The sequence below is a fragment of the Couchioplanes caeruleus genome (assembly GCF_023499255.1).
In the GTDB taxonomy this organism is placed as follows: Bacteria; Actinomycetota; Actinomycetes; order Mycobacteriales; family Micromonosporaceae; genus Actinoplanes; species Actinoplanes caeruleus_A.
On sequence record NZ_CP092183.1, the window covers coordinates 6,339,885 to 6,364,681 of the forward strand.

Here is a 24,797-nt window from a genome sequence, read left to right on the forward strand (position 1 = left end):
CCGGCCGGCAGCAAGGGCTCGGGGGCAGTCTTACCGCCCGGCCCCGGCAGCATGCGCCACTGCTTGAGCGTCGGCCCGCGGCCCCCGCTCCACCGACGAACGCCTGGGCAACCGCCAGCGTCAGCGAGGGCCGGTGGATGGCCTTACGGCGCCCGGGATGCGCCGCATGGCCCACGGCCACCCGAGGCGCGACGCACGACGCAAAGCCCCACGACCACTCGACGCACGACGCACGACGCAAAGCCCCACGACCACTCGACGCACGACGCAAAGCCCCACGACCACTCGACGCACGACGCACGACGCAAAGCCCTACAGCCACCCGACGCCCGGCTCCACGACCACCCGACGCGCGGCGCGAAGTCCCGGGGTCAGGGCAGCGGTGGGGTGGCGGCCGGCCGGGTCAGTGGTCGGCGCTGTTCCAGTCGTGGCCGAGGCCTACTGAGACTTCGAGGGGGACCGAGAGGGGGTACGCCGCTCCCATTTCTCGGCGGACGAGGGATTCGAGGGGTTCTCGTTCGCCGGGGGCCACGTCGAAGACGAGTTCGTCGTGGACCTGGAGGAGCATGCGGGACTTGAGGCCGGCCTCACGGATCGCCGTGTCGATGTGGAGCATGGCCAGTTTGATGATGTCGGCCGCCGAGCCCTGGATGGGGGCGTTGAGGGCCATGCGTTCGGCCATTTCGCGGCGTTGGCGGTTGTCGCTGCTCAGGTCCGGGAGGTAACGGCGGCGGCCGAGGATGGTGGCCGTGTAGCCGTCCTGGACCGCTCGGCGCACGACGGCCTGGAGGTAGTCGCGGACGCCGCCGAAGCGTTCGAAGTATTCCGTCATCAGGCCACGGGCTTCCTCCGTGGTGATGGTGAGCTGGTTGGACAGGCCGAAGGCGCTGAGGCCGTACGCGAGGCCGTAGTTCATCGCCTTGATCTTGCGGCGCTGATCGGGGACGACCTCCTCGACCGGGACGTGGAAGACGCTCGAGGCGGTGGCCGCGTGGAAGTCGGCACCCGAGTTGAAGGCCGCGATGAGGGCCTCGTCGCCGGAGAGGTGCGCCATGATGCGCATCTCGATCTGGCTGTAGTCGGCCGTCATCAGCGACTCGTAGCCCTCCCCCACCACGAAGGCGCGGCGGATGCGGCGGCCCTCCTCGGTGCGGATGGGGATGTTCTGCAGGTTGGGGTCGGTCGAGGAGAGCCGGCCGGTGGCCGCCACGGTCTGGTTGAACGTGGTGTGGATGCGCCCGTCCTCGGAGACCGACTTGAGCAGGCCGTCCACCGTGGACTTCAGCTTGGCCACGTCGCGGTGGCGCAGGAGGTGCTCGAGCAGCGGGTCGCCGGTCTGGGCGAACAGGCTCTGCAGCGCGTCGGCGTCGGTGGTGTAACCGGACTTGATGCGCTTGGTCTTGGGCAGGTTGCGCTCGACGAAGAGGATCTCCTGCAGCTGCTTGGGCGAGCCGAGGTTGAACTCGCGCCCGACCACCTCGTGCGCCGCCTGCTGGGCCGCCTTGACCTCGGCGGCGAAGTGGGCCTCGAGCTCGGAGAGGTACTGCGTGTCGGCCGCGATGCCGACGTGCTCCATCTCGCCGAGCACGATCTCGAGCGGCTGTTCGACCTCCGCGAGCAGGCGCTGGGAGGCGCCGTCGTCGCGGGACAGCTCCTCGATGAGGGTGTCGGCGAGGTCGAGGGTGGCCCGGGCGCGGAGCATGACGTTCTGCTCGGCCGCGGCGCTGTCCTCGCCGAGGCCGTCGAAGGTGAGCTGGCCGTCGTCGGGGGCGTCGACGCGCAGCTCCCGCTTGAGGTAGCGCAGGGCCAGGTCGGTGAGGTCGTACGCCCGCTGGTCGGGCTTGGCGAGGTAGGCGGCGAGGGCGGTGTCGACGCGGACGCCCGCGAGCGACCAGCCGTGCGCCCGGAACGCGAGCATCGCCGGCTTCGCGTCGTGGATGATCTTCGGCCGGTCGGGGTCGGCGAGCCAGGCGGCAACGGCCCGTTCGTCGGCCTCGTCCAGGGCGGCCGGGTCGAACCAGGCGGCCGGGCCGTCGCCGGTGGCCACCGCGATGCCGGTGAGCGAGCCGGTGCCGCGGCCGAAGCTGCCGGTGACGGCGACGCCCACGGGAGCCGCGGCGGCGTGTCGGCCCAGCCAGGCGGCCACCTCGCCGGTGCGCAGGACCGTGCCGGACAGGTCGAAGCCCGCCTCCGCCTCGGGCTCGACGGTCTCGAGGTACGAATACAGCCGCTCGCGCAGGACCCGGAACTCCAGCGCGTCGAAGACCTGGTGCACCGCCTCGCGGTCCCAGCCCTGCCACTTGACGTCCTCGGGGCGCAGCGGCAGCTCGAGGTCGCAGACCAGCGCGTTGATCTCGTAGTTGCGCATGACGTCGGCGAGATGGGCGCGCAGATTCTCGCCGGCCTTGCCCTTGATCTCGTCGACGTGGGCGATGATGCCGTCGAGGCCGCCGTACTGATTGATCCACTTGGCGGCGGTCTTGTCACCCACGCCGGGCACGCCGGGCAGGTTGTCGCTCGCCTCGCCGACCAGGGCGGCCTTGTCGCGGTAGCGCTCGGGGGGCACGCCGTACTTCGCCTCGATGGCCTCGGGCGTCATCCGCCAGACCTCGGACACGCCGCGGACCGGGTAGAGGATCGTCACGTGCTCGCCGGCGAGCTGGAACGCGTCCCGGTCACCGGTGGAGATGACCACGTCGAAGCCGGCGTCGCGGGCCTGGCAGGAGAGCGTGCCGATGACGTCGTCCGCCTCATAGCCGGGCTTCTCCACCACCGGGATGCGCAGCGCCTGCAGCACCTCCTTGACCAGGCTCACCTGGCCCAGGAAGGGCTGCGGGGTCTCGGAGCGGCCGGCTTTGTAATCCGCGTACTTCTCCGTGCGGAAGGACTGCCGGGAGACGTCGAACGCCACCACGATGTGCGTCGGCTTCTCGTCGCGCAGCATGTTGATGAGCATCGAGGTGAAGCCGAACACGGCGTTGGTGGGTTGCCCCGTCTGCGTGGAGAAGTTCTCCACGGGCAGTGCGAAGAAGGCCCGGTAGGCCAGCGAGTGGCCGTCGAGCAGCAGCAAGCGGGGGGTCTGGGCGTCGTCGCTCACGTCGGAGAACTCTAGTCCCGGGGTACGACAACTCCGCGGACCACCCCGCCTGCTTTACAGCACCTTGCTCAGGAATGCCTTGGTTCGTTCCTGCTGCGGATTGCTCAGGACCTCACGAGGTGGGCCCTGCTCGACGACCACGCCGCCGTCCATGAAGATCAGCGAGTCGCCCACCTCGCGGGCGAAGCCGATCTCGTGGGTGACGACGATCATCGTCATGCCGTCGCGCGCGAGGCCCTTCATGACGTCGAGCACCTCGCCCACCAGCTCCGGGTCCAGCGCGCTGGTCGGCTCGTCGAAGAGCATCAGCTTCGGCCGCATGGCCAGGGCCCGGGCGATGGCCACGCGCTGCTGCTGGCCACCGGACAGCTGGCCGGGATAGTTCTCCACCTTGTCGCCGAGACCCACCCGGTCGAGCAGGGCGGCCGCTCTGTCGCGTACGTCTGCCTTGCTCTCCTTCTTGACCCGGCAGGGGGCCTCCATGACGTTCTGCAGGACCGTCATGTGCGGGAAGAGGTTGAACCGCTGGAAGACCATGCCGATGGACCGGCGCTGCGCGGCGACCTCCTTCTCCTTGAGCTCGTGCAGCTTGCCGCCGCGCTCGCGGTAGCCGATGAGGTCCCCGTCGACGAAGATCCGGCCGGCGTTGATCTTCTCCAGGTGGTTGATGCAGCGCAGGAACGTCGACTTGCCCGAGCCTGACGGGCCCAGGACGCACGACACCTCCCCCGGCCGCACGACCAAGTCGACGCCCTTGAGGACCTCCAGCGAGCCGAACGACTTGTGCACGGCCTCCGCGCGCACCATCTCGTCGGTCATGTTCCCGCTCCTCCCGGCCCCGACGTGGGCCCCGGATAGGGCGCCACCCCGCCCTGCTCCGCGGCGATGCCCTGCAGCTTCTGCCGGGCCCGGCCGGCGGCGCCGTAACCCTTGCTGAAGTGTCGCTCGACGAAGAACTGGGCGACCATCAGGACGCTGCAGATGATCAGATACCAGATCACCGCCGCCACGAGCACGGGCAGGACCACGAACGTCCGGGCCTTGATGGCGTTGAGCTGGAAGAACAATTCATAGGTCACGGGTACGAAGGCCACCAGCGAGGTGTCCTTGACCATGGCGATGACCTCGTTGCCGGTCGGCGGGACGATCACGCGCATGGCTTGCGGCAGCACGACCCGGCGCAGCACCTGGCCACGGGACAGGCCCAGCGCCACCGCCGCCTCGGACTGGCCGGGGTCGATCGACTGGATGCCGGCGCGGACGATCTCCGCCATGTACGCGGCCTCCGACAGCCCCAGCGCGAGCATGCCCGCGACGAACCCGGCGAGCAGATCGCTGGCCTTCACGCTGTAGAACTGCGCGTTCAGGTCGTCGATGCCGAACAGCTTGCCGATCTGCTGGTCGAACGGCAGACCGAAGCCGATCCGGTCCCACAGGATGTTCAGGTTGCCGAAGAGGATCGCGAGCACGAGCCGCGGCACCGCCCGGAAGAACCAGGTGTAGAGCCACGCCACCCAGCTGAGGATGGGGTTGTCCGACAGCCGCATGATCGCGATGACCACGCCCAGCACGACGCCGATGAGCATCGACGTGATGGTGAGCAGGATCGTGCCGCGCAGGCCCTCGAGCACCGGCTCGGTGAACATGACGCCGCGCTTGCCGGGCTCGTACGAGGAGAAGATGAACGACCAGCGGAACTGGTCGTTCGTGACGAGCATGTGCACGAACATCGCGGTGAGCACCGCGAGCACCGCGATGGCCAGCCATCGCCCGGGGTGCCGCACGGGCACGGCCTTGATCGCTTCAGGCCGTGCCCGTCCGGGGGTGTTCTGGTCGCTCATGCGCGGGTCAGGAGACCTGCGGGTTGACGGCCGGGTCGCTGATCGCGCCGGCCTCGACGCCCCACTTGCTGAGGATCGTCTTGTACGTGCCGTCCGCGATCAGCGCCTTCAGCGCGCCCTCGATCGCCGCACCGAAGTCCGCCTGCGCCTTGGGCAGCACGTAGCCGTACGGGGCCGAATCGTAGATGTCGCCTACCAGGGCCAGCTGGCCGTTGGTCTGCTTGACCGCGTACGCGCACACCGGCGAGTCCGCCAGCATCGCGTCGTCCTTGCCGGTCACGACGGCGTTGGTGGCGTCGCTCTGGGCCTGGTACTGGTCGATCGTGATCTTCGGCTTGCCGGCGTCGGTGCACTTCTTCGAGCGCGCCTTGATGTCGTCGACCTGCACCGTCGCGGTCTGCACGGCGATCTTCTTGCCGCAGGCGTCGTCGGCGTTGATCGTGCCGCCGGCCTTGGCCGCCCACTGGGTGCCCGCGGAGAAGTAGGAGACCATCGTGGCCTCCTTCAACCGGTCGGGGTTCACCGTGAACGAGGAGACGCCGACCGTGTACTTGCCCGAGCTCACGCCCGGGATGATGCTGTCGAACGTCGCCGACTGCCACTCGGTCTTCAGGCCCAGCTTCTGCGCGACCGCGTTGAACAGGTCGACGTCGAAGCCCTTGACCGTCTTGCCGTCGGCGTCCAGGAACTCGCTCGGCGCGTACGAGGAGTCCGTACCGATGACGAGCTTGCCGGCCGACTTGATCGCGGCCGGGACCTTGTCCGCCAGGGAGGTGTCGGCCGAGGCCGACGGGACCGGGGCGCTCGAGCCGGTGTCATCGCCGGACTCCTCGCCGCAGGCGGCCAGCGACACGGTCATCGCGGCCGCAACGGCCAGGCCGAGGATCGCCCGGCGGCCAGATGAGATGCGGAACATCGTCAGTTACTCCTTATTGCGGGGGGTCGGTCAGGCGACACCCAGGTAGGCGTCCTTCACCGAGGAATCGTGCAGCAGCTCGGAGCCGGTGCCGGACTTGACGATCCGGCCGGTCTCCAGCACGTACGCGCGGTGTGCGCGCGACAGGGCCTGCTGGGCGTTCTGCTCCACCAGCAGGACGGTCGTGCCCTGCTGATTGATCTCGACGATGATGTCGAAGATCTGCTGGATCAGCATGGGCGCGAGACCCATCGACGGCTCGTCGAGCAGCAGCAGCTTCGGCCGGCTCATCAGTGCCCGGCCGACCGCCAGCATCTGCTGCTCACCGCCGGACATCGTGCCGCCGACCTGCTTCTCCCGCTCTTTGAGCCGGGGGAACAGGCTGAAGGCCCGGTCCATGTCCTCCTTGATCTCGGCCCGGTTCCGGCGCGTGTACGCGCCCATCTCCAGGTTCTCGCGCACGGTCATGCCGGGGAAGATGCCGCGGCCCTCCGGCGACTGCGAGACCCCCCGGACGACGCGCAGGTCCGCGCGCATCTTGGTGATGTCCTCGCCGTTGAACCGGATGGAGCCCTGCGCCACCGGGCGCAGCCCCGAGATCGCCCGCATCGTCGTCGTCTTGCCGGCGCCGTTGGCGCCGATCAGGGCCACGATCTCGCCCTCGCCGACGGTCATGCTGATGCCGTGCAGGGCCTGGATGCGGCCGTACAGCAGCGTCACGTCCTGCAACTCAAGCAGCATCGGTCGGGACCCCCAGGTACGCCGCGATCACCTTCGGGTCGTCCCGCACCTCGGCGGGCGTACCCTCGGCGATCTTCTTGCCGAACTCCAGCACCACGATCCGGTCGGTGACGCCCATGACCAGGCGCATGTCGTGCTCGATGAGCAGCACGGTCACCCCGGTGTCACGGATCTTGCGGATCAGATCGAGCAGCTCGACCTTCTCCGCGGGCGTGAACCCGGCCGCCGGCTCGTCCAGGCACAGCAGCGTCGGGTTGGTCGCCAGGGCCCGCGCGATCTCCAGCCGGCGCTGCTCGCCGTACGAGAGGTTGCGGGAGACCTCCCCCGCCCGGCGCTCGATGCCCACGAAGCGCAAGAGCTCCAGGCTCTTCTCCCGGCCCGCCTTCTCCTCGTGCCAGTGCCGGGGAAGCCGGAACAACGCGCCGATCACGCTGGTCTTGTGGTGCGCGTCCGCGCCCACCATGACGTTCTCCAGCGCGGTCATCTCGGGGAAGAGCCGCACGTTCTGGAACGTACGGGCGATGCCGCCGCGGGTGATCTCGTGCTTCTTGCGGCCGACGATCGACTCGCCCTGGAAGCGGATGCCGCCGCTGGTCGGCCGGTAGACGCCGGTCATGGCGTTGAAGCAGGTCGTCTTGCCCGCGCCGTTCGGGCCGATGAGGCCGAAGATCTCACCCTTGCGCAGCGAGAAGCTGACGTCGTTGAGCGCGACCACGCCGCCGAAGCGCAGCGTGACGTGGTCCACCTCCAGCAGCACGTCACCCGATCGGCCGCCGGAGAGCTCCGGCTCGCCCACCGACTTGCCGACGGTCCCGGTCGGAACCGCCCGGTCGACCGGACGGGCGTTCGCCGCGTCCAGCTCCTGCGGCGTCTCCATGTGTGGCTCGCTCACTGCGGAGCCACCTCCTTCTCGCGGTCCTTGAGCTCCATCGCGCGGCGGCGGCTCGGGATCAGGCCCTGCGGCCGGAAGATCATGATCGCGATGATCACGAGACCGAAGATCGCGAAGCGGAACCCGAACAGGTCCGTGTGGAAGATCGGGTCCTGGATGCCACGCAACCGGTCCGGGATGTACGAGATCAGCGCACCGCCCAGGATGGCACCGAAGATGTTGCCCGAACCACCCATGACGACGCCGGAGAGCACCAGGATCGAGAACTGCAGGATGAACGTCTGCGAGTTCATGAAGCCCTGCTGACCGGCGAACATGACGCCGCCCAGACCACCGATGAACGCGCCGATCGCAAACGCCCACAGCTTGTACTTGATCGTGCGCACTCCCATGATCTCCGCGGCCTCCTCGTCCTCGCGGATCGCGAGCCACGAGCGGCCGACCCGGCTGCGGTCGAGGTTCCGCACGCCGAAGATCACCAGGATGATCACCGTCAGGCCGAGCCAGTAGTACGGCGTGGCGTCCGCCACCCCGAAGATCGGCTTGCCGTCGGCGTACGAGCCCGGCGGGTGCGGGATGTCCGAGAAGCCCCGGTCACCCCGCAGCGTCTCCGAACTCGTCGCGAAGATGCGGATGATCTCGGCGAAGCCCAGCGTCACGATCGCCAGGTAGTCGCCGCGCAGCCGCAGCGTCGGCCAGCCCAGGATCAGCCCGGAGAGCATGGTGATCGCCAGCGCGACCGGAATGGCCGCGAGCCACGGCCACTTGGTGTGCAGGACGCTGTCCGGCGAGGTCAGCATCGCCACCGTGTACGCGCCCACCGCGAAGAAGCCCACGTACCCGAGGTCGAGCAGGCCGGCGAACCCGACCACCACGTTCAGGCCCAGCGCCAGCAGCACGTAGTACGACATGTTGAACAGTGCGCTGGGCCAGTCGATGCCCTCGGTGATGATCTGCGGGCCGATCACGGGCACGTCGGCCACGTACGGCAGCAGGTACGCGATCGCGGCGAACACCAGGGCGAGGACCGTACGGACCGCCCAGTGCTGACGGCCGAACCAGCCGCGCACGCCGCCCGACGTACGCCAGTTCTTGGTCTCCGCGGCCGGCACCGCGCCGGTCGGCGGAGTTTCGGTCGTCGTCATGCGCGGGCCCTCCCCAGACTCTCACCCAGCAGGCCCGTGGGACGGACCAGCAGGATCAATACCAGCAGGACGAACGACGCGGCGTGCAGCCACTGCGTGCCGAACAGCCCGGCCGCGTAGTTCTGCAGGACGCCCAGCAGCAGGCCACCCAGCAGGGCGCCGCGCAGGTTGCCGATGCCGCCGAGCACGGCGGCGGTGAACGCCTCGATCCCCAGCAGGAAGCCGGCGTCGAACCGGGTCACGCCGATCTTCAGGTCGTACATGACCGCGGCGATACCGGCCATCAGGCCGCCGAGGAGGAACACGAGCGCGATGACGCGGCTCTTGTTGACGCCCATCAGCGCCGCGCTGTCCGGGTTCTGCGCCACGGCGCGGATGCCGCGGCCGAGACGGGAACGGTTGATGAAGCGGTCGAGCACGAACATCGCCACGAGCGCCAGCACGATGATCAGAATCTGCAGATTCGTCACGTGCATGTTGCCGATCACGACGACGTCGGTCGGCCGGATCAGCGGTGGCACACCGGTGATGTTGCGCTGGGTGACCACGCCGACGGTCTCCGAGATGAACAGGGAGGCGCCGATCGCGGTGATCAGGAACGCGAGCGGCGGTGCGTTACGGCGACGCAGCGGCCGGTAGGCCACGAGCTCGACGCCGAGCGCGGTCACACCGGAGATGATGATCGCGGCGATCAGGCCCAGCAGCAGGTAGCCGAGGACCGCGTACACGTTGGGGGTGGCCGAGTTCTGGTCCAGCCCGAAAAATCCCCACACGATCAGACACGCGTAGGAACCGAGCAGGAAGACCTCGGAGTGGGCGAAGTTGATCAGGCGAAGCACGCCGTAGACCAGGGTGTATCCCAGGGCGAACAACGCGATGATCGCGCCCTGGGCAAGTCCCGTGATCGTGAGCGGTCCGAAGTCCTGAATCAGACCGGAGAAGTTCACAAGGGGCTCCTGAAACGAAGAGGTCGGTGCGGCCGGAGATCATCCGGCCGCACCGGCCCTACAGCGACTTACAGCAGAATCAGGAGGTCTTGACCTCTTGGTCCGCGACGGTGTTGCCGCTCGCGTCGAACTTGAACGCCCACACCTTGATCGAGTTGGGGTCCAGCTCGCCCGTGGCGGTCCACTTGTAGGTGTTCGCGATACCGGTGTAGTTGACCGTCGAGAGGTAGGTGTTCATCTTCTCGGTGGTGGTGTTCCCGGCGTCGATACCGGCCAGGAAGACGTTCGCGGCGTCGAACGCCACGTCGCTGTACGTACCGGCGTCGACGTTCCACTGCTTCTTGTAGTCCGCGACGAACGTGCCGCCCGCCTTCTCCGGCGGGGAGCACGGGCAGGTGACGACCGTGCCGGTCGCCGCGTTGTTGCCCGCCGCCTTGGCCAGGCCGGGGTCCTTCATGCCGTCGCCGCCGACCAGCACGCCCTTCCAGTTGGCAGCGGTCAGCTGCTTACGGATGAGGCCACCGTTCTGGTAGTAGCCGCCGTAGAACATCGCCGTCGCGCCCGAGGACACGACCTTCTGCACGACCGCCGAGAAGTCGGTCTGCTTGCCGTCGGCCTCGGTCTTGTCCGTCGCGACGACGGTGCTGCCCAGCGTCTTCTTCACCACGTCGGCCAGGCCGGCGCCGTACGCGGACTGGTCGTCCGCCACGAAGACCTTCTGCGCCTTCAGGACGTCCTTGATGTAGTTGGCCGCGGCCGGACCCTGGGCGTCGTCGTTCGCGACCGCCCGGTGGAAGGTCTTCCAGCCGTTCGCCGACAGCGAGACGCGCGTCGCGGACGGGGTGATCGTCGGGATGCCGGCCTCTTCGAAAATGGGGTCCGCGGCCTCGGACTCACCGGAGAACGGCGGGCCGACGATGCCGAGGATCTTCTTGTCCGCGACGAGGTTACGAGCAACACCCGGTGCGACGGCCGGCTCGCCCTGCGAGTCGAACTTGGCCACCGTGATGCACTCGGAGCCCTTCTTGGTGTTGTACTGCTTGATCGCGAGCTCGAAGCCCTGCTCGATGTTGACACCGAGGTTCGCCGCGGAACCCGTCAGGGCGCCGAAGAACGCGAGCTTGTAGCCGCAGTTACCACTGGCCGAGTCGTCAGAGCTGCTGCTGCTGTTGCAGGCAGCGGCACCGGCGACGAGGCCGATCACGGCCAGCCCACCGATGGCTCGTGCGAGAACCTGCCTCAAGGTTGGAACCCTCCTCCATACCGAACCCACCGAGCCACCGCAGGTCGATTGGCACTTGCGCACCACGACCCCACCGCGCCCGTCATGGGGCGGGACGTTATCCCACAGGCCAGGGAACAGGTAAGTGTTCACACGGGCATTCACCGAACCGTTACGTGCGGTGATCCTCGGGCAGGGAAGGTGTAATAAACAGGCAGTTCCCGGATGTCGGTGGGCGGTGCTCGCCGGCCCCCTCCGTCACGAAGCGGCGGTGCCCGGAGCCTCCTCACCCTCGGCGAGGATGCGGTCCGCGACCTCACGCATCGTCATCCGGTGATCCATCGCCGTGCGCTGGATCCATTTGAACGCCTGCGGCTCGGTCATCGAGTATTTCGTCATGAGCTCACCCTTGGCGCGCTCCACCGACTTGCGCGTCTCCAACCGGTCGGTGAGACCCGCAACCTCCGACTCCAGCGCGGCGATCTCCGAATACCGGGAGAGCGCGATCTCGATGGCCGGCACGAGATCCGACTTCTGGAACGGCTTCACCAGATAGGCCATCGCCCCGGCGGCACGCGCCCGCTCGACCAGATCCCGCTGGCTGAAAGCGGTCAGGATGACGACGGGGGCGATGCGCCCGCCGGCGATCCGCTCGGCGGCGGCGAGCCCGTCCATGATGGGCATCTTGATGTCCAGGATCACGAGGTCCGGGGAGAGATCCTCGGCCAGCCGTACGGCGGTCTCGCCGTCGCCGGCCTCCCCGACGACGTCGTAGCCCTCCTCCACCAGCATCTCGGCCAGGTCGAGCCGGATGAGAGCCTCGTCCTCAGCGATCAACACCCGCCTGCGCTCGGCACTCGCCTGCGTGTCGGCCACGGAACCACTACCCCCAACGCTCGCCCGAAGTCGCGACACCCGGGTATCTGGGTGTCACCCCTGACAGCGTAGTGGGTAGTGTGTGTCCTGCTCGTATCGCCGTGGCCAACCCGGGTGCGAACCGGGCGCGGCTCGTCCCCGTAGACCAATCGGCAGAGTCGATGGACTCAAAATCCATTCAGTGTGGGTTCGAATCCCACCGGGGACACCGAAGTGTCGTACCCCGCATCGATGATGGCCCGGTGCACCCACCCCACGTACGGCAACGGGCGATCGATCTCAGGTCCGCCGGTGTGCCGTTCGCAGCCATCTGCGCGGATCTTGGCGTGTCCCGCGACACGGTCGCCGGGCGGCTGTACCCGGGCGCGCGACAGGGCCCGTTCCGAGCCGGACCTGCGATGCCCCTTCTGCACCGGACCGGCGCGCGCGGTGGACGATCCGGCGCGGTACGCCCACCTCCTGGGGATGTATCTGGGCGACGGCCACCTCCTGCTCACCCGGCGTGTGCCGTTGCTGGCCGTGGCGTGCGACTTGCGCTACCCCGGAGTCGTCGCCGAGATAGAGGCGGCCGTGCTGGCCTGCGGCGCCCGCCGCGTCGGGCACCAGCGCCGCGAGGACGGCGACGCCGTCCGCTCGAGCTGGATGCACTGGCCCTGCCGGCTGCCACAGCACGGGACCGGCAAGAAACACGACAGACCGATCACCCTCAGCGCATGGCAGAGAGCCGTCGTGGACGCATTCCCCGGACAGTTTCTGCGCGGCCTGTTCCATTCGGACGGGTGCCGGACCGAGAACAAAGTGCGCGTGGCCGGAAAGGTATATGCCTATCCGCGATACATGTTCACCAACAAGTCGGCCGACATCATGGGCCTGTGTCAGGAAGCCCTCGACCGTGTGGGCGTCCGGTGGCGGATGTGCAGCCCGATACAACTGTCCGTCGCGCGGCGGGAGGGGGTGGTGGTGCTGGACGGGGTCATGGGGGCGAAGTTCTGAGGTGTGACCGTACCGTTCATCGGCGGCCTTGGATCGGGCATGGCAGGGCTGGCGTTTTTCCGTGAAAGACCGGTTTGCCTGTCGCGGCGGTGTTGTCATGGCAGTACCAGCACTGCCAGGAGGCTTCATGTTGTGGTCCGGCTCGTCGCCCCTGACCGTCGTGCGTGACGCGATGTGGGCGTTCCTTCTGCTCGCGGGTGTGGCGTGGCTGGCGATCGCGTGGAGCGTGTTGCGGATCGAGCCCGCCGGCATCGCGGACGTGGCCGGTCCGGTTGTGCTGTTCGCCGCGGCGACCGAGGCGGTGCGGGCGTTCGCCGGGACGCGGACGTGGTGGCTGAACGCGGGCATGGCCGTACTGTTCGCCGCCACCGGGGTGCTGCTCATGGTCGACGGGGGCGGGTCCTGGACCACGCCGGCCGCGTTGATCGGGTGGTACCTGATGGTCCGCGGCGCCGCGGACCTTGCGATCTCGATGATGACGCGGGAGACCGACCGGATCTGGGGGCTGCTCACGGTCGTCGGGGTGGCGGAGCTCGGGCTGGGGTTCTTCGCTGCCAGCTCCTTTGCGCGTACGCCGGAAGTGATCGTTCTGATCTTGGCGGGGGCGGCCCTGTTGCGTGGTGTCGCCGATCTGGTGGCATCGTTGCGGCTGCGTGACGCTTCCGCGGTGTCGCGAGGTGAACGGTTGCTGGAGTTGTCCGCGGAACGGGCGATCGGGGTGGCCGGCTACTCGGCGGGGATGACGGACTTCGAGACCGCGCCGAGCCGGAGCGCGCGGGCGCGGCACCGGGCGGCGGTGCGCGGTTCGGCGGCCGGGATGTCGGACCTGTCGACGCCGCGGCCGGTGGCGCGCGGCGATGCGGCGGATGGCGGGCCGGCCGCGCCCGGGCACGGGCACGGGACGGCGCTCGGGGGTACGCCGGGGCTCGGGGACGCGGGCCGACTTGGGGGCGCGGGCGGACTTGGCGGTGCGGCGGGACTTGGCGGTGCGGCGGGACTTGGCGGTGCGGCGGGACCTGGCGGTGCGGCGCCCGGCGGCGGGGCTGCGGCGCTTGGCGACGGCGGGGTCGCGTTCGGTGGCGGGACAGTGTTCGGCGGCGGGGCGGCGGGGTTCGGCGCTGGGACTGCGGGGCTCGGGCATGAGGCGGCGCTCGGCGGTGGGGCGGACTTCGGCGGAGCCGGTGGGACGGCGCCTAGGGGCCTCGATGCCGGGCAGGCCGGGGCGGCAGCGCGGGCCGCGAGTTTTCATGACGAGGTCCTGAGGACGACCGCCGACCTGGACGCGATGCTCGCGCTGGCCGGGGTCACCGGGGCCGCTGTGCCGGGGGCGGCGAAGGCGGCGGCCGAGGCCGAGCAGGTCGAGGTGCCGGACACCGCCGAGGGTGCCGAGGAACCCGCGGCCGGCGGGCACGGCGACGACCGCGCCGTGGTCGGTGACGCCGCTCACGCCGTGGGGCGTGCGGAGGTCGTGCGGCCCGCGGGGCACGAGCCGGCGGAGAGGGCCGGCTCGCAGCCGGCACCCGCGGTTGAGGACACGCCGAGCTCCCGCGGGCTGGTGGACTGATCCTCCCCTGCCCTGCCGGTGCGGGACCCAGTACGACGGCCAGTCGCCGGGCCGGGGGTCCCGCCCGGCGGGGCGCCGCCGGGCCGGAGGTCTCGCCCGGCGGGGCGCCGCCGGGCCGGAGGTCCCGCCCGGCGAGGCGCCGCCGGGCCGGGGGTTGGCAAGGCGCGGGCACGCGGGGCTCCGGGCCGCGGGGAAGACGCCGCCGGAGTAACGGTCGAAGCCGAGGGCCCGGAACGCCGAACGCGGGAACAAGGCCAAGCGCGGGAACAAAGCCAAGCGCAGGAACAGGCCAAGCGCAGGAACAGGCCAAGCGCAGGAACAGGCCAAGCGCAGGAACAGGCCAAGCGCAGGAACAGCCCAAGCGCAGGAACAGGCCAAGCGCAGGGACAAGACCAAGCGCGGTGACAAGACCAAGCGGGGGACCAAAGTCAAGCGCGAAGGCATAGGCCGACCGCGCCGGAACGAGGCCGGCAGCGCCGGGGTGGTGGGTTCGGCGGGGCGGGGCCGGGCGGTCAGGCGCCGACTCGGCGCAGGAGGCCCTCCTGGACCGCGCTCGCGATGTGGACGCCTTCCCGCGTGAACATGCGGCCGCTGGCCAGGCCTCGGCTGCCGCTGGCCGAGGGGCTGGTGCAGTCGTACAGGAACCATTCGTCCGCGCGGAACGGGCGGTGGAACCAGAGGGCGTGGTCGAGGCTGGCGCCGATCACGCCGCCCGGGCCCCAGACCTCGCCGTGGACCGAGAGGACCGAGTCGAGCAGGGACAGGTCCGAGGCGTACGTGAGGGCGCAGGCGTGGATCAGCGGGTCGTCCGGGAGTTCGCCGTTGATGCGCATCCAGACGCGCTGGTGGTCGGTGGCGTCGCGGTCGCCCGGGGGGACCCAGCCGGGCGTGTTGACGTAGCGGACGTCGATGGCCTGCGGCGCGGAGTCGAAGGCGGCCTGGCGTTGCGGGTAGCGGGCGAGCCAGTCGCGCATCGTGGGGGTCTCGTCCGGGCCCTGGACGCCCTCCGGGGGCGGCGTGTGGTGGTCGAGGCCGTGCTCGACGACCTGGAACGACGCCGACATGAAGAAGATGGTCTTGCCGTGCTGCTGGGCGGTGGAGCGGCGTACGGAGAACGAGCGGCCGTCGCGGATCGTCTCGACGGTGAAGTCGATCGGGACCGTGGGGTCGCCGGGGCGGACGAAGTAGCCGTGCAGCGAGTGCACGAAGCGCGCCGGCTCGACCGTGCGCCCGGCGGCGACCAGGGCCTGGCCGGCGACCTGGCCGCCGAAGACGCGCTGGGCGCCGACCTGCGGGCTCTCGCCCTGGAACCGGTCGGCGTCCAGCTGCTTGAGGTCGAGGACCTCGAGCAGCTGGTCGACGGCGGCCTGTCCCCGCAGCGGTCCGTTCACACGGTGCTCGGGTCGACGAGCGAGCCGAGCTGGTGGACCCGCAGGGTGTTGGTGGAGCCGGGGGCGTTCGGCGGGCTGCCGGCCACGACGACGACGTACTCGCCGGGCTTGGCCAGGCCGAGGCCGAGCATGGCCTGGTCGACCTGGCGGAACATGTCGTCGGTGTGCTCGACGAAGTCCGTCAGGAACGTCTCGACGCCCCAGGAGAGCGCGAGCTGGTCGCGGACCGCGGGCACCGGCGTGAAGGCGAGCAGCGGCAGCTCGCAGTGCAGCCGGGAGAGCCGGCGCACGGTGTCGCCGGTCTGGGAGAACGCGACCAGGGCCTTGGCGCCGATGTTGCGGGCGATGCGGGACGCGGCGACGGTGAGCGCGCCGCCGTGCGTACGCGGGTCGTGCTGCAGCACCGGGACGCCGAACGCGCCCTGCTCGGTGGTCGTGACGATCTTCGCCATGGTGCTGACGGTGAGCACCGGGTACTTGCCGACGGAGGTCTCGCCGGAGAGCATCACGGCGTCGGTGCCGTCGAGGACCGCGTTGGCGACGTCGGAGGCCTCGGCGCGGGTCGGGCGGGAATTCTCGATCATCGAGTCGAGCATCTGGGTGGCGACGATGACCGGCTTCGCGTTCTCCCGGCACAGCTGGACGGCGCGCTTCTGCACCAGCGGCACCTGGTCGAGCGGGAGCTCGACACCGAGGTCGCCGCGGGCCACCATGACGCCGTCGAACGCCAGCACGATCGCCTCGAGGTGGTCGACGGCCTCGGGCTTCTCGACCTTGGCGATGACCGGTACGGTCCGGCCCTCCTCGGCCATGATCTGGTGGACGAGCTTGATGTCGTCGGGCGAGCGGACGAACGACAGCGCAACCAGGTCGACGCCGAGGCTGAGCGCGAAACGCAGGTCCTCCTCGTCCTTCTCGCTCATCGCCGGGACGCTGACCGCCACGTTGGGCAGCGACACGCCCTTGTTGTTGGAGACCGGGCCGCCCTCGGTGACGAGGCAGCGGATGTCGTTGCCCTCGACCGCGGAGACCTCGACGGCGACCTTGCCGTCGTCGATGAGCAGCCGGTCGCCGACCTTGACCTCGTTCGGGAGCTTCTTGTAGGTGCAGGAGACCCGGTCCGGGGTGCCGAGGATGTCGTCGCTGGTGATGGTCACGACGTCGCCGGTGCTCCACACGTGCGGGCCGTTGGCGAACCGGCCCAGGCGGATCTTCGGGCCCTGCAGGTCGGCGAGGACAGCGACGGCGCGGCCGGTCTGCTTCGCGGCGGCGCGGACCATCTCGTAGATCTGCTGGTGATCGTCGTGGCTGCCGTGGCTGAAGTTCATTCGTGCCACGTCCATCCCGGCCTCGACCAGGCCGAGCATGCGCTCGGGGGAGGCGGTGGCAGGACCCATGGTGCAGACGATCTTTGCGCGGCGTGTCACAGCCATCAGGCTAGTCTCTCTTTCGGATCGGCCCGCTGGCCGACCCCCGTCATGGGGATGAACTGCGGGTGGCGACGCTCCGCACGGCCGGCGACGGTGCACCGGCGGCGCAGCCGCATCGGATGCACCTGCGTCCGGTGAGTTGCGGGATGCGGGCGTCGGCGACCGCGATACGGCTTCAGCTTATCGGTCCGCGATCGAGCATTTGGCGGGGACCGCCGCAGTGCCCCGTCCGAAAGGGGTGAGCGCGATGCTGCCGGGACGCGACTACCTCGGTGTCGGTGTGGGAGCGGTGGTCCGCGGTGCGGACGGGCGGGTGTTCCTGGCCCGTCGCGGGCCGGCGGCCCGCAACGAGGCGGGCTGCTGGGAATTCCCCGGCGGCACGGTGGATTTCGGGGAGACCCTGGAGCAGACCGTACGGCGGGAGTTCCGCGAGGAGTACGGCATGGAGGTGGAGGTCACCGGGCTGCTCGGGGTGGCCGACCATCTGCTCCCCGAGGAGGGGCAGCACTGGGTGTCGGTGTCGTTCGAGGCGCGCCACGTCGGCGGGGAGCCGGAGATCCGGGAGCCCGGCAAGTGCACGCAGATCGGGTGGTTCGACGCGGACGCCCTCCCCGAGCCGCTGTCCGAGGCCGCGAAGAAGGCCCGGCACCCGTGACGACGGATGCCGGGCCGGTGGGTCAGCGGGTCGCCGCGAGCGGCTGGGAGGACGGGCGTACCGGGGCCGGCAGGTCGCCGTCGCCGCCCAGGTAGCTGTGGATCGCCGCCGCGGCCGCGCGGCCCTCGGCGATCGCCCAGACGATCAGGGAGGCGCCGCGGTGCATGTCGCCCGCGACGAAGACGCCGTCCGCCTCCGTCTGCCAGTCGGGGCGGGCGTCGACGGCTCCGCGGGGGTTGCGGGTGACGCCGAACTGCTCCAGCAGCGGCTGCTGCTCCGTACCCTCGAAGCCGATCGCCAGAAGGACCAGGTCGGCCGGGAGGTCGCGCTTCGAGCCGGGGGCGACGGTGACCGTGCGGCGGCCGTTGATCCGTTCGACGGCGACGTCGACGATGCGGATGGCCTTGACGTTGCCCTCGCCGTCGTCGACGAACTCCTGCACCGCGACGCCGAAGACGCGCTCGCCGCCCTCCTCGTGCGCGGGGTAGTTGCGCAGGATGACCGGCCAGGTCGGCCAGGGGTGCTGCTCGGCCGCGCGGGTGTCGGGGGGCAGCGGGTACTGGTCGAGCTGAATGACGTTGGCCGCGCCCTGGCGGTGCGCCACGCCGAGGCAGTCCGCGCCGGTGTCGCCGCCGCCGATGATGACGACGTGCTTGTCCTTGGCGTCGATCGGGGTGGAGTCCTGCAGGCCGGCGACGACCCGGTTGGCCGGGACCAGGTGCTCCATGGCCAGGTGTACGCCGCGCAGCTGACGGCCCGGCGTCTCGTGGGTGTCGCGGCCGGCCAGGGCCCCGCAGGTGAGCAGCACGGCGTCGAAGCGTTCGCGCAGGTCGTCGGCGGTCACGTCGACGCCCACGTTGACGCCGGTCTGGAACACGACGCCCTCGGCCTCCATCTGGGCGAGGCGGGCGTCGATGCGTTCCTTCTCCAGCTTGAAGTCCGGGATGCCGTAGCGCAGCAGGCCGCCGATGCGGTCGTCGCGCTCGAACACCGTCACCGCGTGACCGGCGCGGGCCAGCTGCTGCGCCGCCGCGAGCCCGGCCGGGCCGGAGCCGACCACGGCCACCGACTTGCCCGACAGGGTCGCGGGACGCTGCGGCTGCACGTACCCGAGGTCGAAGGCGTGGTTGGCGATCTCCACCTCGACCTGCTTGATGGTGACCGGGTCGTCGGCGATGCCGAGGACGCAGGCCGCCTCGCAGGGCGCGGGGCAGAGCCGGCCGGTGAACTCCGGGAAGTTGTTCGTGGCGTGCAGGCTCTCCGCCGCCGCGGCCCACGCGTTGGTGCGGACCAGGTCGTTCCAGTCCGGGATCCGGTTGCCGAGCGGGCAACCCTCGTGACAGAACGGGATGCCGCAGTCCATGCAGCGCGTGGCCTGGTCACGGATCAGCTCGTCACCGGCCGGCGGGTAGACCTCCCGCCAGTCCCGGATGCGTACGGGCACCGGGCGGCGCTTGGGCAGCTGCCGCTCGTAGCGCAGGAAACCGTTCGGATCAGGCACGGGTGACCCCCATAACCGCCTCGTCGACGTTCCGACCGGCAGCTTCGGCGGTCTTGATCAGTTCCATCACTCGCTTGTAGTCGCGCGGCACCACGGCGGTGAACTCCGCCGCCGCACCGGGCCAGTCCTTGAGCAGCCGCTCCGCCACCGCGGACCCGGTCTCGGCGTGGTGCTTGACGAGCAGCTCGTGCAGCGTCTCCTGCTCGTCGGCCGTCAGCGGCGCCAGGTCGACCAGCTCCGGGTTGACCAGCGTCTGGTCGAGTCCCAGCACGAACGCCTTGCCGCCGCTCATGCCCGCGGCGAAGTTGCGCCCGATCGAGCCGAGGACCACCACGACACCGCCGGTCATGTACTCGCAGCCGTGGTCCCCCACGCCCTCGACGACCGCGGACGCGCCGGAGTTGCGCACGGCGAAGCGCTCGCCCGCGCGGCCGCGGAGAAACACCTCGCCGCCGGTGGCGCCGTACAGGATGGTGTTGCCGGCGATGATGTTCTCCTCCGCCACGAACGGCGCCTCGTCGGCCGGTCGCACGCTGACCCGGCCGCCGGACAGGCCCTTGGCGACGTAGTCGTTGGTGTCGCCGATGAGCCGGAGCGTGACGCCGCGCGGCAGGAACGCGCCGAACGACTGCCCGCCGGTGCCGCGCAGGGTGAAGGAGATCGTGTCGTCGGGCAGGCCGTTGCCGCCGTACCGCCGGGCGACCTCGCCGCCGAGCATCGCGCCCACGCTGCGGTGGTCGTTGCGCACGGCGAGCTCGGCGCGGACCTCGCGGCCGTCGGTGAGGGCCGGCTGGGCGAGCGCGATGAGCTCGTTGTCCAGCGCCTTCTCCAGCTCGTGGTCCTGGGCGACGACGCCGCGGCGGGCCGCGCCGTCGGGGAGCTCGGGGACGTACAGGACGGGGCTGAGGTCGAGGCCGTGTGCCTTCCAGTGGTGCACCGCGGGCGCCACGTCGAGCACCTCGGCGTGCCCGATCGCCTCGTCGATGCTGCGGAAGCCCAGCTCGGCGAGGTAGCCGCGGACCTCCTCGGCGAGGAACAGGAAGAAGTTCTCGACGAACTCCGGCTTGCCGGTGAACCGCTCGCGCAGCACCGGGTTCTGCGTGGCGATGCCGACCGGGCAGGTGTCCAGGTGGCAGACGCGCATCATGATGCAGCCCGACACGATCAGCGGCGCGGTGGCGAAACCGAACTCCTCGGCGCCCAGCAGCGCCGCGATGATCACGTCACGGCCGGTCTTGAGCTGGCCGTCGACCTGCACGGTGACCCGGTCGCGCAGCTTGTTGAGCAGCAGCGTCTGCTGGGCCTCGGCCAGGCCGAGCTCCCACGGGGAGCCGGCGTGCTTGAGGGAGTTCAGCGGGCTGGCGCCCGTACCGCCGTCGTGGCCGGAGATCAGGATCACGTCGGCCTTGAGCTTGGCCACGCCCGCCGCGACGGTGCCGACCCCGATCTCGGAGACCAGCTTCACGTGTACGCGCGAAGCCGGGTTCACCATCTTGAGGTCGTGGACCAGCTGGGCCAGGTCCTCGATCGAGTAGATGTCGTGGTGCGGCGGCGGGGAGATCAGCCCCACGCCGGGGGTGGCGTGCCGGGTCTTGGCGATCCACGGCCACACCTTGTTGCCCGGCAGCTGCCCGCCCTCGCCCGGCTTCGCGCCCTGCGCCATCTTGATCTGCAGGTCGTCGGCGTTGACCAGGTATTCCGTGGTCACGCCGAAGCGGCCGGAGGCGATCTGCTTGACGCTGGAGCGCCGGGCCGGGTCGTAGAGGCGCTCGACGTCCTCGCCGCCCTCGCCGGTGTTGGACTTGCCGCCGAGGCGGTTCATCGCGATGGCGAGGGTCTCGTGCGACTCCGCCGAGATGGAGCCGTACGACATGGCACCGGTGGCGAACCGCTTGACGATCTCCGAGGCCGGCTCCACCTCCTCCAGCGGCACCGGCTGCCGGTCGGCTTTGAAGCGGAACAGCCCGCGCAGCGAGCCGGCCGCCTCGGCGAGCCCGTCGACCTTGGCCGTGTACTGCTGGAAGACGTCGTACTGCTTGCTGCGAGTGGCGTGCTGCAGCAGGAAGACGGTCTCCGGGTTGAACAGGTGGACCTCGCCCTCGCGGCGCCACTGGTACTCGCCGCCCACCTCGAGGCGGCGGTGGCTGCGCTCGGCCGGGTTGCTCGGGTACGCCTTCGCGTGCCGCGCCGCGACCTCGGCGTGGATCTCGTTGAGCCCGGAGCCGCCGATCCGCCCCGAGGTGCCCGCGAAGTAGCGCTGCAGCAGCTCCTCCTCGAGGCCGACCGCCTCGAAGACCTGCGCGCCGCAGTACGACGACACGGTCGAGATGCCCATCTTGGACATGATCTTCAGCACGCCCTTGCCGAGCGCCTTGACGTAGTTGCGGACCGCCTTGCCCGCCTCCATGCCGGCGAGCGGGCCGGTGGCGATGAGGTCCTCGACGCTCTCGAACGCCAGGTACGGGTTCACCGCGGCGGCGCCGTACCCGATCAGCACGGCCGCGTGGTGCACCTCCCGGCAGTCGCCGGTCTCGACGACGAGCGCGACCTGCGTGCGGGTCTGCTCGCGCACGAGGTGCTGGTGCACGGCGGCGGTGAGCAGCAGCGACGGGATCGGCGCCAGGTCGGCGTTGGAGTCGCGGTCGCTGAGCACGAGGATGCGGACGCCGTCCTCGATGGCCTCGGAGACGTGCCGGCAGATCTGGGTGAGCCGCGCCTTCATGCCCTCGGCACCGTCGCGCAGCGGGTACAGGCCGGAGACCCGGACCGCCTTGAAGCCCGGCAGGTCGCCGTCCTCGTCGATGGAGAGCAGCTTGGCCAGCTCGTCGTTGTCGATGACCGGGTACGGCAGCACGACCTGGCGGCAGCTGGCCGGGCCGGGGGCGAGCAGGTTGCCCTCCGGGCCGATCGTCGTCGACAGGCTGGTCACCAGCTCCTCGCGGATGGCGTCCAGCGGCGGGTTCGTGACCTGCGCGAACAGCTGGTGGAAGTAGTCGAACAGCAGCCGCGGGCGGGTGGACAGCGGTGAGATCGGGGTGTCCGTGCCCATCGAGCCCAGCGGCTCCGCGCCGGCCCGGGCCATCGGGGCGACGAGGATCTTCAGCTCCTCCTCGGTGTAGCCGAAGACCTGCTGGCGGCGCAGCACCGAGTCGTGGGTGTAGATGACGTGCTCGCGCGGCGGCAGGTCGGACAGGTTGATCAGCCCGGCGTGCAACCAGTCGTCGTACGGCTCCGCGGCGGCCAGCTCGGCCTTGATCTCGTCGTCGTGCACGATGCGCCCGGCGGCGGTGTCGACCAGGAACATCCGGCCCGGCTGCAGGCGGCCCTTCGCCACGACGGTGGCCGGGTCGAGGTCCAGCACGCCGGCCTCGGAGCCCAGCACGACCAGGCCGTCGCTGGTGTGCCACCAGCGGCCCGGGCGCAGGCCGTTGCGGTCCAGGACCGCGCCGATGATCGTGCCGTCGGTGAACGCCACGCTGGCCGGGCCGTCCCACGGCTCCATCAGGCTCGCGTGGAAACGGTAGAAGGCACGCCGGGCCGGGTCCATGCCCGGGTCGTTCTCCCACGCCTCGGGAATCATCATCAGCACGGCGTGCGGCAGGCTGCGCCCGGCCAGGTGCAGCAGCTCCAGCACGGCGTCGAAGTTGGCCGAGTCCGAGGCCTCCGGCGTGCAGATCGGGAACAGCCGCTTGATGTTGCCCGGCACGTCCGGCGAGGCCAGCAGCGCCTCGCGGGCCGCCATCCAGTTCTTGTTGCCACGGATCGTGTTGATCTCGCCGTTGTGCGCGATGAACCGGTACGGGTGCGCGAGCGGCCACGACGGGAACGTGTTGGTCGAGAAGCGCGAGTGCACCAGCGCGATGGCGCTGTCCATGCGCGCGTCGGTCAGGTCGGGGAAGAACTCCGGCAGCTGGTCGGGCGTGAGCATGCCCTTGTAGGTCATCGTGCGCGACGACAGCGAGGGGAAATACGCCCCGATGCCGCGCTGCTGCGTCTCCCGCTCGGCCTGCTTGCGGATGCAGAACGCCACGATGTCCAGCTCGATGCCGGACAGCCGCTCCCCCGCCTTGCCGGTCTTCGTGCCGGTGAGGCGGTGCGCGGCCAGGAAGACCTGCTTGATGGCGGGGCGGGCGGCCTCGGCCGACTCGCCCAGCCCGGACGGGTCCACGGGCACGTCCCGCCAGCCGAGGATGTCGCCACCCTCGACCAGCGCGTACTTCTCGAAGACCGCGATCGCGCGGGCCGCGTCGGACTCGCCGGTCGGCAGGAACACCAGGCCGGTCGCGTACGCCCCCGGCTCCGGCAGTTCGAAGTCGACGACCTCGCGCAGGAACGCGTCCGGCACCTGGATCATGATGCCGGCGCCGTCGCCGGTGTTGTACTCGGCGCCGCGGGCGCCACGGTGGTCGAGGCGGATCAGCGCGGACAGACCCTGGGCTACCACATCGTGGGACCGGCGGCCGTGCAGATCGGCGACGAAGGCCACGCCACACGCGTCGCGCTCGTTCTGCGGGTCGTACAAACCCTGGGGGTGCGGAAAAGCCACCGGGCCTCCGATCGTCACTGGTGTTTCCGTTCAAGGTCGGGACGACGTCGGCCCTGCAAAAGTCTCTCGATACTACGTTAGTCGTCACCGATCTCCGCCAGGTGCGGATGGATCACACTTTGTCGACGCGGGTTCGGTAGTCTCGCGCGGTGGCGCTAGAGGATACCGACGTCTTCACCCGGCTGGAGCGTTTCTACGATTCCGTGCCCCGCGATGCCACGGTCACCGAGGACATCGGGGGATTCGTACTCTTCATCCGCGAGGGTGCGGGGTGGCCCTACTACGCCCGGCCCCGCCTCGGGGGTGGGACGCCGTCTGCCGCAGATGTTACTGCCGTCCGGGTCAGGCAACGAGAGCTGGGCGCCCCGGAAGCGTTCGAATGGGTGCACGAGACCACGCCGGACCTGCTCGCCGTGGCGCGCTCGGCCGGGCTGGACGTGCTGCTCGCGCCGCTGATGGTGCTGGACCGGGCGGCGCTCGTACCCGATCTGCCCATCCCGGGAGCGGCCATCCGCTTCCTGGACCCGGCGTCCCCGGGCTTCGCGGCCGACATCGCCGCGAGCCGGGCCGTCGGCCGGCTCGGCTTCGGCGCGCCGGCGTCCGCGACCGGCGCCGGACCGGCCACCGCCCAGGCCGGCGCGCTCATCGTCGAACCGGCCGGTCCGGCGCAGCGCGACGCGGTGCCGCCGCCGGACCCCGAGGTCATCGCCGACCAGGTCCGCCGGCACGCCTCCGGCCGCTTCATCAGCGCCGTCGTCGACTCGCCCGCCGACGGGGTCCTCGCCTGCGGCTCGGTGCAGCGCGTCGGCGGGATCGCCGAGGTCGCCGGGGTGGCCACGCTGCCGTCGGCCCGGCGCCGCGGGTACGCGTCGCAGCTCACCGCCAGCCTGGCGCGGCGCGCCCTGGAGGAGGGCGACAACCTGGTGTTCCTGTCCGCGGGCGACGACGACGTGGCGCGGCTGTACTCGAAGGTGGGCTTCCGCCGCGTCGGCACGGCCTGCATCGGCCAGCCGGCGGTCGCGCCGCTCTGACCCTCTCGC

General features: G+C 70.3%; 18 protein-coding genes and 1 tRNA gene. 5 read left to right on the forward strand and 14 right to left on the reverse strand.

What is annotated here, in order from left to right; genetic code table 11:
- Nucleotides 1-403: 403 nt before the first annotated feature.
- From polA to COUCH_RS29300, 10 genes are all read right to left on the reverse strand, one after another.
- Nucleotides 404-3,097: a DNA polymerase I gene (gene polA / locus COUCH_RS29255; protein WP_249608430.1), complete on the reverse strand. Its 2,694-nt coding sequence runs from the start codon at nt 3,095-3,097 to the stop codon at nt 404-406.
- 54 nt (nt 3,098-3,151) lie between these two features.
- Nucleotides 3,152-3,916 (reverse strand): amino acid ABC transporter ATP-binding protein, encoded by a 765-nt coding sequence (locus COUCH_RS29260; protein WP_275979999.1) that lies wholly within the window; start codon nt 3,914-3,916, stop codon nt 3,152-3,154.
- Nucleotides 3,913-4,938, reverse strand: a complete 1,026-nt coding sequence (locus COUCH_RS29265) for an amino acid ABC transporter permease (RefSeq protein ID WP_249608431.1) — start codon at nt 4,936-4,938, stop codon at nt 3,913-3,915. Before COUCH_RS29265 ends, COUCH_RS29260 begins: the two co-directional genes overlap by 4 nt.
- A gap of 7 nt (nt 4,939-4,945) precedes the next feature.
- Nucleotides 4,946-5,854, reverse strand: coding sequence for an ABC transporter substrate-binding protein (locus tag COUCH_RS29270; RefSeq protein ID WP_249608432.1), 909 nt, complete (start codon nt 5,852-5,854; stop codon nt 4,946-4,948).
- 30 nt (nt 5,855-5,884) lie between these two features.
- Complete coding sequence (locus COUCH_RS29275) at nt 5,885-6,595, reverse strand: ABC transporter ATP-binding protein (protein ID WP_249608433.1); 711 nt, start codon at nt 6,593-6,595, stop codon at nt 5,885-5,887.
- Nucleotides 6,585-7,391 carry an ABC transporter ATP-binding protein gene (locus COUCH_RS29280; protein WP_430641006.1) on the reverse strand — a complete coding sequence of 269 codons (807 nt, stop codon included), beginning with the start codon at nt 7,389-7,391 and terminating at the stop codon, nt 6,585-6,587. Before COUCH_RS29280 ends, COUCH_RS29275 begins: the two co-directional genes overlap by 11 nt.
- Nucleotides 7,392-7,483: 92 nt before the next feature.
- Complete coding sequence (locus tag COUCH_RS29285) at nt 7,484-8,632, reverse strand: branched-chain amino acid ABC transporter permease (protein ID WP_249608435.1); 1,149 nt, start codon at nt 8,630-8,632, stop codon at nt 7,484-7,486.
- Nucleotides 8,629-9,579 (reverse strand): branched-chain amino acid ABC transporter permease, encoded by a 951-nt coding sequence (locus tag COUCH_RS29290; RefSeq protein ID WP_249608436.1) that lies wholly within the window; start codon nt 9,577-9,579, stop codon nt 8,629-8,631. The genes COUCH_RS29285 and COUCH_RS29290 overlap by 4 nt, the downstream gene beginning before the upstream one ends.
- A 79-nt stretch (nt 9,580-9,658) precedes the next feature.
- Entirely contained in the window at nt 9,659-10,822 is a 1,164-nt protein-coding gene (locus tag COUCH_RS29295) for a branched-chain amino acid ABC transporter substrate-binding protein (RefSeq protein WP_249608437.1), read from the reverse strand.
- 237 nt (nt 10,823-11,059) lie between these two features.
- On the reverse strand, nt 11,060-11,677 hold the full coding sequence (locus tag COUCH_RS29300; protein ID WP_249608438.1) for an ANTAR domain-containing response regulator: 618 nt from the start codon (nt 11,675-11,677) through the stop codon (nt 11,060-11,062).
- Nucleotides 11,678-11,811: 134 nt separating this feature from the next.
- Between COUCH_RS29300 and COUCH_RS29305 the strand changes: the two genes are divergently transcribed.
- The 3 genes from COUCH_RS29305 to COUCH_RS29315 all read left to right on the forward strand — a co-directional run bounded on the left by COUCH_RS29305 (nt 11,812) and on the right by COUCH_RS29315 (nt 14,234).
- Nucleotides 11,812-11,885 (forward strand) — tRNA-Leu (locus COUCH_RS29305).
- 257 nt (nt 11,886-12,142) lie between these two features.
- Nucleotides 12,143-12,670, forward strand: coding sequence for a hypothetical protein (locus tag COUCH_RS29310; protein ID WP_249608439.1), 528 nt, complete (start codon nt 12,143-12,145; stop codon nt 12,668-12,670).
- Between the two features lie 127 nt (nt 12,671-12,797).
- On the forward strand, nt 12,798-14,234 hold the full coding sequence (locus COUCH_RS29315) for an HdeD family acid-resistance protein (RefSeq protein ID WP_249608440.1): 1,437 nt from the start codon (nt 12,798-12,800) through the stop codon (nt 14,232-14,234).
- A gap of 512 nt (nt 14,235-14,746) precedes the next feature.
- On the opposite strand, the gene COUCH_RS29320 is transcribed toward COUCH_RS29315, so the two are convergent.
- The gene (locus COUCH_RS29320) at nt 14,747-15,625 is read right to left on the reverse strand and encodes an acyl-CoA thioesterase (protein WP_249608441.1); all 879 of its coding nucleotides are present in this window, start codon (nt 15,623-15,625) and stop codon (nt 14,747-14,749) included.
- Nucleotides 15,622-17,058: a pyruvate kinase gene (gene pyk / locus COUCH_RS29325; RefSeq protein WP_249608442.1), complete on the reverse strand. Its 1,437-nt coding sequence runs from the start codon at nt 17,056-17,058 to the stop codon at nt 15,622-15,624. The genes COUCH_RS29320 and pyk overlap by 4 nt, the downstream gene beginning before the upstream one ends.
- A 244-nt stretch (nt 17,059-17,302) precedes the next feature.
- Here pyk and COUCH_RS29330 point away from each other — a divergent pair, with 244 nt between their 5' ends.
- Nucleotides 17,303-17,710: an NUDIX domain-containing protein gene (locus COUCH_RS29330; RefSeq protein WP_249608443.1), complete on the forward strand. Its 408-nt coding sequence runs from the start codon at nt 17,303-17,305 to the stop codon at nt 17,708-17,710.
- Nucleotides 17,711-17,732: 22 nt separating this feature from the next.
- On the opposite strand, the gene COUCH_RS29335 is transcribed toward COUCH_RS29330, so the two are convergent.
- Both COUCH_RS29335 and gltB read right to left on the reverse strand, forming a co-directional pair.
- Nucleotides 17,733-19,211 (reverse strand): glutamate synthase subunit beta, encoded by a 1,479-nt coding sequence (locus tag COUCH_RS29335; RefSeq protein WP_249608444.1) that lies wholly within the window; start codon nt 19,209-19,211, stop codon nt 17,733-17,735.
- The gene (gene gltB / locus COUCH_RS29340) at nt 19,204-23,757 is read right to left on the reverse strand and encodes a glutamate synthase large subunit (RefSeq protein WP_430640832.1); all 4,554 of its coding nucleotides are present in this window, start codon (nt 23,755-23,757) and stop codon (nt 19,204-19,206) included. Before gltB ends, COUCH_RS29335 begins: the two co-directional genes overlap by 8 nt.
- A gap of 149 nt (nt 23,758-23,906) precedes the next feature.
- Between gltB and COUCH_RS29345 the strand changes: the two genes are divergently transcribed.
- Entirely contained in the window at nt 23,907-24,788 is an 882-nt protein-coding gene (locus tag COUCH_RS29345; RefSeq protein ID WP_249608446.1) for a GNAT family N-acetyltransferase, read from the forward strand.
- Nucleotides 24,789-24,797 lie beyond the last annotated feature (9 nt).